The 13,246-nt window shown below is 60.4% G+C and carries 11 protein-coding genes; 3 read left to right on the forward strand and 8 right to left on the reverse strand.

The features are described 5' to 3' along the window. Positions 1–3: 3 nt before the first annotated feature. The 3 genes from YUO_RS0107950 to YUO_RS0107960 are packed head-to-tail and all read left to right on the forward strand — an operon-like array spanning position 4 to position 2,151. Positions 4–279 carry an EscS/YscS/HrcS family type III secretion system export apparatus protein gene (locus YUO_RS0107950; protein ID WP_028346779.1) on the forward strand — a complete coding sequence of 92 codons (276 nt, stop codon included), beginning with the start codon at positions 4–6 and terminating at the stop codon, positions 277–279. A 16-nt stretch (positions 280–295) separates the two neighbouring features. Beyond that, complete coding sequence (gene sctT, locus YUO_RS0107955; protein WP_028346780.1) at positions 296–1,114, forward strand: type III secretion system export apparatus subunit SctT; 819 nt, start codon at positions 296–298, stop codon at positions 1,112–1,114. Next, positions 1,111–2,151, forward strand: a complete 1,041-nt coding sequence (locus YUO_RS0107960) for an EscU/YscU/HrcU family type III secretion system export apparatus switch protein (RefSeq protein ID WP_028346781.1) — start codon at positions 1,111–1,113, stop codon at positions 2,149–2,151. Before sctT ends, YUO_RS0107960 begins: the two co-directional genes overlap by 4 nt. A gap of 138 nt (positions 2,152–2,289) precedes the next feature. Here YUO_RS0107960 and YUO_RS48885 read toward each other — a convergent pair whose 3' ends face one another. The 8 genes from YUO_RS48885 to YUO_RS0107995 all read right to left on the reverse strand — a co-directional run bounded on the left by YUO_RS48885 (position 2,290) and on the right by YUO_RS0107995 (position 13,240). After that, entirely contained in the window at positions 2,290–2,727 is a 438-nt protein-coding gene (locus YUO_RS48885; RefSeq protein WP_083754519.1) for an energy transducer TonB, read from the reverse strand. 213 nt (positions 2,728–2,940) lie between these two features. Then, positions 2,941–4,056: a serine hydrolase domain-containing protein gene (locus YUO_RS40135; protein WP_198028004.1), complete on the reverse strand. Its 1,116-nt coding sequence runs from the start codon at positions 4,054–4,056 to the stop codon at positions 2,941–2,943. A gap of 614 nt (positions 4,057–4,670) precedes the next feature. Beyond that, on the reverse strand, positions 4,671–5,357 hold the full coding sequence (locus YUO_RS43690; protein WP_051379308.1) for a CpaD family pilus assembly lipoprotein: 687 nt from the start codon (positions 5,355–5,357) through the stop codon (positions 4,671–4,673). Between the two features lie 14 nt (positions 5,358–5,371). Further along, complete coding sequence (locus YUO_RS40145) at positions 5,372–6,715, reverse strand: type II and III secretion system protein family protein (protein ID WP_051379309.1); 1,344 nt, start codon at positions 6,713–6,715, stop codon at positions 5,372–5,374. 391 nt (positions 6,716–7,106) lie between these two features. Further along, the gene (locus tag YUO_RS0107980; RefSeq protein WP_028346782.1) at positions 7,107–7,841 is read right to left on the reverse strand and encodes a response regulator transcription factor; all 735 of its coding nucleotides are present in this window, start codon (positions 7,839–7,841) and stop codon (positions 7,107–7,109) included. A gap of 227 nt (positions 7,842–8,068) precedes the next feature. Next, positions 8,069–9,745: an ATP-binding protein gene (locus tag YUO_RS40150; protein WP_051379310.1), complete on the reverse strand. Its 1,677-nt coding sequence runs from the start codon at positions 9,743–9,745 to the stop codon at positions 8,069–8,071. 435 nt (positions 9,746–10,180) lie between these two features. Next, on the reverse strand, positions 10,181–11,491 hold the full coding sequence (locus YUO_RS0107990) for an HlyD family type I secretion periplasmic adaptor subunit (protein ID WP_028346783.1): 1,311 nt from the start codon (positions 11,489–11,491) through the stop codon (positions 10,181–10,183). 3 nt (positions 11,492–11,494) lie between these two features. Beyond that, the gene (locus YUO_RS0107995; RefSeq protein ID WP_028346784.1) at positions 11,495–13,240 is read right to left on the reverse strand and encodes a type I secretion system permease/ATPase; all 1,746 of its coding nucleotides are present in this window, start codon (positions 13,238–13,240) and stop codon (positions 11,495–11,497) included. Positions 13,241–13,246 lie beyond the last annotated feature (6 nt).

The following is a 13,246-nucleotide window of genomic DNA, read 5'->3' on the forward strand; positions in this document are numbered from 1 at the left end:
CTCATGGAAGAAGCCAGCATTCTGACGCACATGAGCACATCGCTCAGCCTGTTTCTCGTGCTGACGTTGCCGCCATTGCTGGCAGCGCTGGTGGCCGGGCTGATCGTCGGCATCCTGCAGGCCGCCACGCAGGTCCAGGACCAGACGCTGCCGCAGACCGTCAAGCTGCTTGTTGTCGTCGCCGTACTCGGCCTGCTTTCTCCGCTGCTTGCCGGCCCCCTGATCGATCATGCCCGGCGCCTGTTCACGGAATTTCCTGCGCTCACCACGCGTCTGTGAGGGATAGTCGACCGCGATGACGTCACTGCTCTCATCGGCGGATTTTCAGCAGTTCATTGACGGCGCGTTGATGGCTTTGCTCGGCCTGGGCATCGCCGCGATGCGGACCTTGGGAATCGCCCTGGTATTCCCGGTGTTCACCAGGGCCGAGCTCGGCGGCGTCATCCGGTCGGGCTTTGCGCTCGCCCTGGGCCTTCCCGTAATGTGGCACGTGACCGACAGCATCGGCGCGCTGGGGCCGCACCAGAACGCCCAACTTGTTTTGATCGCGATGAAGGAATTGATGGTGGGCGGGCTCATCGGCTTCATGTTCGGCGTGCCGTTCTGGGCCGTCCAGGCGGTGGGCGAGTTGGTCGACGAGCAGCGTGGTGTGACCAACGAGGAGGCGTTCGATCCTGCAACGCGGTCGCAAGCGTCGTCGCTGAGCCTGTTTCTCGGCATCAGCGCGATCGCCGTCTTCGTCGCCGCGGATGGCCTGCGCATTGTGGCCGGCACTCTCTACGACAGCTACGCGATCTGGCCAGTGACGAGCTTTACGCCCAGGCTCACGCTCGACAACGCCCTTTCGATTGCCAAGGCCCTCGATCACATCCTCGGCTACGCGCTGCTGGTCGGCGGCCCGGTCATCGCACTGTTCCTGCTGCTCGATCTGTCGGTGATGCTGATCGGCCGCTCCGCCCCACAACTGAACGCATACGACCTACCGCCAACCCTGAAGAACGTGGTGTTCGTGGTCTTCATCGGCATCTACGCGACATATCTCATGAACTATATGCGGGACGAGCTGGCAGGCACGCACGGCGTCAAGAGTCAACTCGAGCGGTTCCTGCAATGAGCGATGCCAGTGAGCAAAAATCGCTCCCGCCTTCGACGAAGAAGCTTCAGGACGCGCGCAAGAAGGGACAGATATCTCACAGCCACGATTTTGTCAGCGCGGTCGGCGCGGTGGCGGCGATCGCGTATCTGTGGGCGTTCTCGGCGAGTATCGTTGGCCTTTGGCGGGACGCCCTGCTGCTCGCCGTTGGTATGCAAAACGAACCGTTTCAGGTAGCCCTGCCGCAACTGGGCGCGGCGCTGATCGCTTTGTGCTGGCGAACGGTTGTGCCGCTGCTGACGGTCGCTGTCGCGGCTGCAATACTTGCCAACCTCATCATTAATCGCGGCCTTCTGTTCTCGCTGACGCCGATGACCCCGGATCTGGAACACATCAATCCGTTCACCGGATTCAAACGCATCTTCGCTCTCAGGAACTGGATTGAGCTTGCCAAGACCGTCGTTAAGGGCGTTCTGCTCGGATCCACCTTCGTCATCGTGTTGGCAGGCACGCTGAACACGCTAGTCCGGCTGCCGATCTGCGGCGAAGGCTGCATCGGCTTCGTTTTCGGCAGCATGGCGCAGTTGCTGCTCGGCATCGGCATTGCCTTCCTCCTGACAACCGGCTTGATTGACATTCTGCTTCAGCGCTGGCTGTTCCTGCGCGAGATGCGCATGACGATCACGGAAAGCAAGCGCGAGCTGCAGGATCAGGAGGGCAATCCGCTGGTGCGCAGTGCGCGCCGGCGCCAACGCGAGCAGCAGGCCCAGGAACCCGCGATCGGTCCGCGTCATGCCACGCTGTTCGTGCGCGGCGATGGCGTGGTGATCGGCCTTCGCTATATCAGGGGCGAAACATCGGTGCCTATCGTGGTTTGCCGCGCGAGAGGCGCTGCCGTTCGATCGCTTCTGGATATTGCGACCTCTGCCAACATTCCCGTGGTCCCGGAAGCGGCACTCGCGCGCAGCCTGCGGCGCAAGCCGCGGCTTGGCAGCGCCATCGCAAATCAGCAGTTCGAACGCGTGGCCCGCGTGATGCTGGCCGCCGGCCTTGTCTAAGGCGTGAACGAACTCACAAATTCATAGACGTTGGCGGACGTCCGCCTTGGTGCGCACTACGGACTCAAGTCGGACATCGCGCCTGGTCCGAAAAGGACCACTAGCGGACAACGCTCAATCATGCGGGGCGCGCCTTACTCAGTTCGCACCGCGCCCTAATTGCGCGGATTGAGCTTGGCGCAACTGGCAAGCGCTTGGAATCCCATCCCTACGATGAAGGGGATTCAACACGAGCGGTAGGCCGAAGCTGCTCTTTGAAACTCCTGCGGGGCGAGGAGGAAATGGCTGGGCGCGTTGAACAGTCATGACTGCCGCTCTGTCAAAATCGGGCAATCCGCTGCTCTTGACGACGCGAACGAAAGTCAATGCCCCATCCTTATCAAAATTGAATCTGACTAAAGCCGTTCGTACCCGGCAATCAGTGTCTGCCCGGTATGGGTAGACTTTGCTTATGTCCAACCTTCGCACAAGCTCCGCCACGTAATCAGCAGGCAGAGTTTGTTTTCTCGCTGCAACCACGTCAGTACATTGAAGCCAAACAAAAGCAATCGCCAAAACAGTACCGATAATGCGCATCAATCAAGCCCTTAGTCCCTGGTACATACAATCAGAGATTGCCGAGAGAGGCAAGAGAACAAGTACGGCCTATCGACTTTACTCAGATCGAGAGGGTTGACGCTGGACAATTGTCGGCACGAGAGGTCTGCTTTGAAGAGGCGAAATCCTGTCCGGCTGATCAAATGTCTCCTATTTCATCGAGAGCGGACTGGTCAGCATGATTGGCACGTCTCATTTCCCGATAGCCTCGTTGACACGATTTTCAATATTTTTGCCCTTCTCGCTTGGCCCGTCGTGCCCTCTGTTGCCAAGCTCAGGGGCCCGGGCCTTTTGTGCTTTTGGCACCGCCTCGATCAACAGCGCGAGCGCTTTGCTGAAGCCTGAAGCGGCGTAAGATTGGCCCCGATAGTGCCCGAGACGCACGACGACGAGATCGTGCGAGGGAATGATCAGCGTGGTTTGCCCGCCAGCGCCCGCCATGTAGTAGGCATCGCGCGGGACTGGATATTGCCCATCGCCGTTGAGCCAGAAAAAAGCTCCATAGATCGGCCGATTGTCTGCGGCCCAGGCGGGCGCAGGCGTGCTGACGAATGTGGTGTAGCCCTCTGGGAGAATGCGCTCACCGTTCCAAACGCCCTCCTGAAGATAGAGATTGCCAAGCCGCGCCCAATCGCGCCCGGAGCCAACCCCATAACCTTGCCCTAGAAAATTTCCGAACGGATCAGTTTCGATCACCATGGTACGGATGCCGAGCTTGTCGAACAGCGCCCGCTGAGGAAATGAGAGATATTCGTCGCCGCGTTTTTCGACAGCGAGCCGGATCAGATAGTTGATCAGGACCGGATCGGTGTTGCGATAGCGTCCGACCGTGTTGGGAGGCCATTGCAATGGCCGTGTCGCCGCGTAGTGAAAGGAATCGATGCCGCCGGTATAAAGATAGACGTGATCCGGGTAAGGCCCCGTTGGGTTATAATCCGGGTCTAGGGGCGCCCTGATCCGAAGCCCGCTCGACATGTGAAGGAGATCCGCAATGCGTATTTTGGCGCGCGGGTCGCCTGGTGTTTGCCATTCGGGAATCGGTGCCGGCTGGTCCAAATCATAGACGCCGTCTTTGACCAGAATGCCAAAGAGCGCTGCCGTGACGCTCTTGCCCATGGACCAGCTTTCGAGCGGTGTCTGCGCCGTAACACCTTGCGCGTAGCGCTCGGCAATGAGGCGGCCTTTCCACGTCACAACGAACGCTGCGGTCAACCCTTCGGCCGGCTGGAACGCGGCATTCACGGCAGCTTTGAGTTTGTCGGCGTCGATCTCTGTCGGCAGCGGCTCCTGCGGCAGCATGTCGCCCATGGGCCACATTTGGGTCGCAGGATCGGGCAATCGGCTCTTGACGGCGACCGGCTTGAAATTGATGGCGCTCTCGCCGATCGGGAACGTGACGCAACCCTGGCTCCCGAGATGTTTGGCCGTCCGCGTCACGCCGCTAGGGAGCGTGACGTGGACCGCCTTGTTGGCGCGATCGATGACCGGCTTGCCGAGCTTCGCGCGCTGTCCGTAGGGCGCCGTGAAAAACCCAACATTGCCGGCCGCGAAATCGGGCGCTAGGCCGGTCATGAATACAGCGGAGCACATGACCTTCACATATCCGGCGGCATGATGCGTCAAGGGGTCGCCTGGCGGCGGCACATAGGGCGTATCGAGTTCGAATGATTTCGCGCGGGCGATGAGCGCGTCTTTGGTGGGAGCCTGCGCAGCCGCCGCCGTACCGGTGAGAGTCACAAGAATCGTCACCAGAAGACCCTTATTCATGATCGCTCCCGCGAAAACGAACAATAATCGTTTGGTTCATTGCTGCGCACGTAACACATCAAGATGCCCTAACGCGCATCCGAGTGAGAGTATAGACCAGCACTCGCGGCGCAGGATATCAGATCCGCGGCACAACTGCTCGGCCGTAGACTACGCTACTGGGCGGGCGCGCCGCCTGCGCCACCGGCAGGCGTCGCCGGGTTGGAAGGGGGAACGTTGACGAGAACGGCACCACGTCCGGCTGTCTGTGGGGTGAGAACTGAATTGCCGCTAAACGTGCGATGGCGCGTCACCGGAATAGCCGCGCGCTCGCCATCGGACGGAGGCACCGCGGAACTCTCCAGCAGATCCTTCGGGTCGTTGACCGTGGCGGCGAGATTCGAAAGATTCGAGCAGCCGAGCGTCGGCTCGAAATGATTTTCATTCGGCGACGCCGTGATCTCCAGCGATGGACATACCGGCGCAAGTGCTGTGTAGCGCACGGCAACGACGCGGATCGCGAAGCGAAAGCGCTCGTCGGCCGGCTCGTTGACTTCCTTTACCTTGAAGGGCGTGACGCCCATGCGGATGGTGCTTCGCCTAACCGCGTAGCGTGCGCGCGGATCGATCCCGATGACGTGCACATGGATGGCATCGAGCCGGCCAGAGCTGGCAGTGTATATGAAGTCTTCCAGACGGCGCTGGTCTGCCGATGTCAGCGCACCACGTGAGCCGCTGGAGAGCAGAAGGATATGCGGCGCGGGCTCGACCAGGGCGGCTGGCGGCGTCTCGACATAGGCATGACAGGCCGAAAGCAGCGGCGCGAACAGGCCGACGGCCAGGAACATCATGGTCGTGCGCATCCGGATTCCCCTCGTCATTCGAGAATAAAGCCATCTTGGAGCGGTCGCGTAACTTTCGCCTTCGGCGCCTGACGTCCCGGCGGCGGTGACCCAACCCTGTTCAGCAAAACGCGATCGACGTCGGAGGGTGGCGCGACACGGTCGGTCGGCGCCTGGACGCGTGTCGCACTGATAGCGGGCCGCACGATGTAAGGCGTGACGATGATGACGAGTTCGGTTTCGTCCTTCTGGAAGTTGCTCGAGCGGAATAGCGCGCCGAGCACCGGGATATCGCCTAGCCAGGGAAACGCCGAGATGTTGGTGCTGAAGCCCTTGCGGATTAGGCCGCCGATCGCAAAGCTTTGTCCGCTCGCGAGTTCAACGACCGTATCGGCACGCCGCGTCGCAAGGGCTGGAATGGTAAAGCCATTGATCTGAACCTGACCGTGACTCGAAATGTCACTGACTTCGGGCTTGACTCGAACGCTGATCATTTCGCCGGCAAGGACGGTTGGGATGAATTCAAGGCTGACGCCGAAACGCTTGAATTCGACGCTGAAGCGATCCAGCCCCTGGGCGACCGGTATCGGAAACTCGCCGCCCGCTAGAAAGCTTGCAGGCTCGCCGGAGACCGCGGTGAGGTTCGGTTCCGCCAGAATGGAGACCAGACCCTCGGCTGCGAGCGCGTCAAGCACAGCGGAGATGTTCGTACCTCCAGCGCTAAATCCGACAAAGGCAGAGCCGGCTCCCGTTGGCGATCGGACAAGTTGTCCCGTCGGACCAACGGCAGTTCGGCCATTCACGAGACCGAAGCGGAAACCTCCCGTCTCGGCCGTCGCGTTGAGATTGAAACCGAACTCCTTGGCGGCGTTTCTGGCCACTTCCGCGACCCGTACCTGGAGATTAACCTGCAAAGCGCCAGCCACACGCAGCTTGTTGGTGATGATGGCCCCCTGTCCCAGGAATTGCGCTGTGATCGATTTTGCGCTTTCCGCAACATCGGCACTGGGCACGGTGCCGCTCAACACCGCACCGTTCGGCGTGTAGGACACCTGGATCGCATAATCGCCGACCTCGTTGCGGAGCATTTCGCGCAGGTCCTTGATCGGCTGGGTAACGACAACTTCGTACTCGGCGATCGCCTGCTGGTTGTCGTCGAGCGCGAAGAAGCTCGTTCGACCGGGCTTCTTCCCGAAGATAAAGGCCGCGTCGTTGGAAGGTGTCTGGATATCGGCAATGGCGGGATCGGCGACAAAGATCGTCTTCGCCGGCTGCGATAGCCGTATGGTCTGGCCGCGCGCCACATCCAGACGAATTTGGCCACGATCGGCCGCACCGGTCGTCGTATCCTGCATCGCCGCCTTGCGCAAAGGAACCATACGCACGGACGGCTGTTCAGCCGCCAACACGTTACTGCCGGAAGCGCCAACGAGAACGCACAGCAACAATATCCAGGGTCTTGTTGGTTGAAGCTTCAACGGCACTTGTCGCCGGCCTTTTCGGAATTACGCAGTACAGGGCATCGTGAGGTCGACTTTGAATCCTGGTGCTCGGTTGAGCTTCAGGCGCACTCTCCAAGATCCCGACTGAGTGAAGTGCGTGGAGCTTCGGATTGCCTGGCTTATTCTATTCACCTGCTGCAGCGCGGTCAGCACACGACGCGCATCAGACGTTGCAAATGAAACAACATGTGGTCGGTACGACACACTTACATCAAGCCGCCTCTTTGATGCCACGCTCGTGTCATCGAAGTGAATCGTTACCATCACATCAGGCTCGGGAAACTTCCGAGCTCTTGCCGCCTGCATGCGTCGCGTCGGAAACGGCGGGCCGTGAGAGTTCGAGAATGTAACCGATGCCGCGGTCCGTTCTGATCGAAACCGTTGCTCCCGATTTCGAAAGGTGCGTCCTCAGCCGGTAGATGCCGACTTCCAGCGCATTGGAAGAAACCTCATTGTCATAGCTGAACAGGCTCTCTTCCAGAGCGGCCTTTGGAACCACGCGTCCGAACCTGCGCATCAACACCTCAAGCAGGCAGATCTCGCGCCGCGGCACCTTGACCGAGACGCCGTTGATCCACACTTGCCGTCCGGCAGGATCGAATTCGACATTGCCCGCGCGCATCACTGGTCCAAACGCGGTGGAGGGTCGCCGCAACACGGCGCGCAACCGCGCGATCAGCTCATCCATGTTGACCGGCTTGAGGATGTAGTCGTCGGCGCCCCCGTTCAGGCCTTCGACACGATCGTCGACGCTGTCCATTTCCGCCGTCAAGATCAGCGCAGGCACCGGCCATCCCGACCGCCGCCGGTGGCGAAGCCAATGGAGTCCATCGCCGTCCGGCAGTTTGCGATCCAGAAGGATCGCGTCATAGGTCACCACTGCGACGGATTCCGACGCGTCCTCCAAAGTGCCGACCGAATCCGCAGTGAAGCCGTGCAGTTTCAGGATATCGGAGATGACAGCGGCGACCTTCGGCTCGTCCTCGACCAGGAGCACCCGCATCCATTGCCCTCCCAAGGCGACCGCCGCGCCGGCCTCAACCGTTTCGACAAGCGAGCACGCAGCCGTAACCGAACGGGCATCGTTTGGAAGGCGATGCGGCTGTTGCTTGTGAGGCCGCTTCGCGAACGTGCGCATTCAGCATTTCAGGTGCGTTGAACCTCTTTTGAATGACGTCCTAATGAAGACACCGCGGCGAAATCCGTTCGCATGCTTGTAGCGGGTACCTGTCATGCGGACAGATCAAACAACGCCGATTCGATTTGAGGTGGAGCCTCCAATCGCGCCCGTGGAAGATCGAGACAGACTTGAGTTCCACTGCCGGGAGCGCTTCGAACCGTTACGTTACCGTTCGACTGCCTAGCGAAATGCCTGACCATACTGAGCCCGAGGCCACTACCCTTTCCACCGTTCTTTGTGGTGAAGAATGGCTCGAAGATTTGCTCCGCAACCTCGGCCAACATGCCGACACCGGTATCGCTCACGACAATGCGGACATATTCCCGCGTCGCCGGATCCTCGCGATCTCGGTCATCCGCACGACAAATATTCTCCACGCAAAGGTTCAGTTGGCCGCCATCGGGCATCGCATCGCGCGCATTAATCGCCAGATTGACGATGGCAGCTTCGAGCTGCGGCCGATCGACGTAAACGGGCCAGCAGTCCTTGTCGTAGCTCGTGCGGATCTGAATGTTGGCGCCAAGCGCGCACACCAGCAGATCCCTGATCGACTCGACGGTTTCGATCACGTCGACAACATCGGTCTCGATCGAGCGGCGACGCACGAAGGCGAGCAGGCGGCCCGTCAACTCGGCGCAAGTCTGCGCCCCTTCGAGCGCCGAGCGGAGGCGGCGACAGGCGCTTCCGTTGTCGCGAATGAGTAGATGCAGCAGATCGAGGTTGCTGATCACCACGCTCAGCATATTCCTGAAGTCGTGAACGATCCCTCCGGTTAGGCGGCCGACTGCCTCCAGCTTGCTCGCGTGCAGAAGATCCGTCTCGAGGGATCTTCTGTCGCTGACGTCGAGCCAGAAGCCAAAGAGCTCGCGGCTGCCGTCCTTGCGAACCTCGCTCAGGACGGCATGATCAAAAAAGTACTTTTCAGTCCCGTCCGCGCAACGCCAGCGGTACTCGACGCTCACGGAGCCGGCCTTTTCGATGCCCGCGAACGCTTGAATTACCCGGCCGTGCTCTTCGGGGTTGAGCCTGGCCTCCCACAGATTCGGCTGCTTCACGAAATCCGAACTCGAAAAGCCCGACAGACGCCGGATGCTGTCGTGGGTGAACCGCAAACGTCGCAAACCGGGCCCGCTGGTTGCCGTGTATAACGCAATCGGCAGCGACTTCAGTACGAGTGATTGGTGTTCCTCGCGATCACGCAATCGCTGTTCGGCAACGATCTTTTCCTTCTGAATACGCAGGTTCTCCAGCAGCAACCGCTTCTCCTGCTCGGCAAGCCAGCGTACCTGCTCGGTCTTTCGATATAGATCGATGAGGATGTCGACCTTCGAGCGGAGAACTGTTGGATTGATCGGTCTGAAGACGTAGTCGACCCCGCCGGCAGCATAGTCACTTGCGATCTTCAGTTCGTCGTCACCGCAAGCCGCGACAAAAACGATGGAAGCCCGCGACGGGCAATGGTCCGCCTTTATGCGCGCGGCCAATCGAAGCCCGTCAAGGTCAGGCATGCGAACATCGAGAACAACAACCGCAACGTCGTTCTGGTGGACGCAGCTCAGCACTTCCGACCCGGATTGCGCCTGGACGATCTCACGATCGGGAGCCGCCAGGATCGCCTCCAGCGCGATCAAAGTCCGCGGGTCTTCGTCGGCAATCAGAATCTTTGGTCTCGCGACCGGACCATTTGCTTGATGCGACGTCCGTGGTGCCAGGGCTTCGATCAGCATTCTTCGCAGCCCCAACCGGAAACAATGCAGGATAACTCGACCGAACACCGAACCGCGAAGACTGGATCGAATGGCAGTGCGGAGTTGCGAACGATCACGATGACGGCCGATTTCAGAAAGCGACATCGTCGCTCAATAACTCTGTCCATCAATCGTGGAGAGAATAAGATCATTCGTTAGCAGAGAGTATTTTCGAACTGCTCAAACCCGGGGTTGCTTGCGCTTGGAGTAATCGCGACGCGCACCTTTGGTTCCGGCGCTTAACGAGCGGAGCGCGAAAAACGCATTTTGAAATTTGTGACAGATTTTTTCGCGAGCACGCACCTCGTTGACGAGGTTGGTCAGCTTCGCGTCAGGAAAGTCGGCAATGTATTTGGTAGGGCTCTCGCAGCATGCCGCGGCTTCGATCGCCCCGGCACAGGCGTTGACGTGTCTCTAACGTTCGCGAAATGCACGCGCAACCTGGTCATAGAGCGGTTTTGTAAGATAGGATCCAACGGTTCGATCGTTCGTTTTGATGAACGCCTCAACCGGCATTCCCGGCACCATCTTGACATCGCCCAGCCGGCTAATTTCCGCCGGCTCGATTGCAATTCTCGCCGTATAGTACGTGGCACCCGTGCGGGGTTCGGTCGTGACATCGGCAGATACGCGGCTGACGGTGCCATTTATTTCCGGCGTGGTGCGCTGGCTGAATGCAGAGAACCGAAGAAATGCGAGCTGGCCGACACGCACCTGGTCGATATCTTGTGGCGCGATCCTCGCCTCTACCGTCAAACGATCGGTCGCCGGCACAATCAGCATCAGTTGTTCGCCTGCGCTGATGACGCCGCCGACGGTGTGAACGTTCAATTCGTGAACCGTGCCCGAGATCGGGGCGCGGATGTCGATCCGCCGCAACTGATCTTCAGCGGCGACCTTTCGTTCCATGTACTCATTGGCCTTTCCATCGATCTCTCGCAGTTCGCGGCCAACCTCGCTCGCCAGTTCGCGGTCGATCTGGGTGATCTGAAGTTCGATCTCGGCCATCTTCCCTCGTCCCTGCGCCGCTGCAGCGATCAATTGCGCGCGCTCGCCTTCGAGCCTCGCCGCATCGCGCTCGAGCGCCGTCAGCCGATTGATCTGGATCAGATTCTTTGACCAGAGTTGCCGCACCCCCTCCAGTTCCTGGCTCACCAAAGCCAGTTCCTGCGATTTCGCCGCCTGCTGAGCGATAATTCCGTTGGCTTCCTCGTCAAGCTGAGCGATGCGCTCGCGGAGCTGGCGTTTTTGACCGTGCCTGGTGCTGCTGCGCAATTCGAACAGACGCTGCTCATCGGCCATCAATTCGATGATATTTTCATCCTGCCGACGGCTTTTGAACGCAGACGGCCATGATACTTCCGATGCACCATCACGTTCGGCCCGCAATCGCGCGCGCCGCGACGTCATCTCATCCAGCGCCCTCGACACGATCTGCAGATTTGCCCGCGTCATGGTTTCATCGAGGCGGACCAGGATATCGCCGGCCGTTACGCTCATCCCGTTGGTCACTGCGATTTCGCCAACGACGCCGCCGGTTGGGTGTTGAACCTTCTTTGCGTTGGACTCCACGACAACACTTCCGGGCGCGATCAAGGCGCCTGCGATTTCCGTGGTCGCCGCCCATCCGCCAATGCCCCCGGCAACGAGCATGACCGCAGCCAGGCCAAAGACGATATGCCGTCTGATCGACGGACGCGCGTCAATTAATTCCGTGTCGGACATTGTTCATCCTTGAACGGCTTGGACGACCTTGGGCGTGCTGACAACGGCATCGCGCCGCAGCACCTTGGCAAGCACCTCGTCTTTGGGGCCAAATGCTTGCTGGCGTCCACCGTTCAGCGCGAGCACATGATCGACTCCGGACAGCGCGCTGGGCCGATGCGCCACCACGACAACGATCGCTCCCCGTGCCCGGGCACCGAGGATCGCCTGCGTCAACGCCTCGTCCCCTTCCACGTCCAGATTGGAATTCGGCTCGTCGAGGACGACCAGGAATGGATCGCCATAAAGCGCTCGCGCCAGCGCGATGCGCTGTTGCTGCCCGGCCGACAGCGCGGAGCCCTGCTCGCCCATTTCGGTGTCATAACCCAGCGGCAGCGCAAGCACGAGTTCATGGACCCCTGCAGCCTTCGCAGCAGCGATGATGGCCTCCGACGTGGCGCCGGGGTCAAACCGCGAAATGTTCTCTGCAACCGTTCCCGCAATGAGCTCTACGTCCTGCGGCAGATAGCCAATGTGCCGTCCGAGATCATCCGGAACCCATTGGTCCAGCGTCGCGCCGTCGAGACGGACAGTACCGCGCGCCGGCGTCCACAGACCGACCAGAACCCGGGCGAGCGAGGATTTTCCCGAGGCGCTGGGACCGATGATTCCGAGCCCGTTGCCGGCCTTAAGGGAAAAGGTCACCTCGTGCACGACCGCCCGCTGAACGTCCGGCGGCGCCGCACTGATATTGTCGACTGTTAGCCCGCGTTGCGGTCTGGGCAGCGACGTCGGCGTTCTCAGCTCCGGCAACAGTACCAGCAGCTTGTTCAGGCGCTCGCGGGCCTGCCTGGCGCCGACGAAGCTGCGCCAGTGAGCAATCGCGAGGTCGACCGGTGCGAGCGCCCGCGCCGAAAGGATCGAGGACGCAATGATGACGCCGGCGGTGGCCTCTTGATTGATCACAAGGTAGGCGCCGACCGCAAGCACGCCCGACTGCAGCATCATCCGGAACGACCGCCCCGTAGCGCCAAGGCCCGCAGCGAGATCGCTTGATTTGGCATGCCCGGACAGGAATTTTCGGTTCAATGACTGCCAGCGACCAGAGATCCACCTGCCCATGCCGAGCGCGGTCAAGGCTTCGGCATTTCGACGGCTTGTTTCCGCCAGTCGCGCGCGTTCGTTACCGATGCGATTGGCATCGAGCGTCGACTGCTTTGCCAGCAGCTCCGACAGCAGCGTCAACGAAACCAGTATCAGCGCGCCCGCCAGCACCGTGACGCCAATCCAGAAATGAAAGGCAAAGCACACCGCGAGATAGAGCGGCACCCAGGGCAAATCGAAGAATGCCGTTGGTCCGGGGCCCGACAGATAGGCGCGCACCGTGTCCAGATCGCGCAGCGGCTGGATCGACTCGCCACGCTTCGGCGCCTGGATCGGCAAACGCATTACCGTTGCATAGACCCGATCCGACATTTCCTGATCGAGCCGGATGCCGATCCGAACCAGCAGCCTGCCGCGCAGAGCATCCATCAGTCCCTGGAAGACGTAGAGAGTCAGCGCCAGCACAAGCAGGCCAACCAGCGTCGGCACGCTCCGGCTCGGCAGAACCCGGTCATAGACCTCCATCATGAACAGTGAGCCGGTCAGCGCCAGAATATTGAGGATTGCGCTGAAGCCGGCGATGGCAAGGAAGGCCGAGCGACACTGCGCGAGCGCAGAATCCAGCTCCCCGCGGGCTCCTCCGGATTTCTGTCGACCGGTTGTCAATGGCTA

This window comes from Bradyrhizobium murdochi, assembly GCF_000472965.1.
Classification (GTDB): domain Bacteria; phylum Pseudomonadota; class Alphaproteobacteria; order Rhizobiales; family Xanthobacteraceae; genus Bradyrhizobium; species Bradyrhizobium murdochi.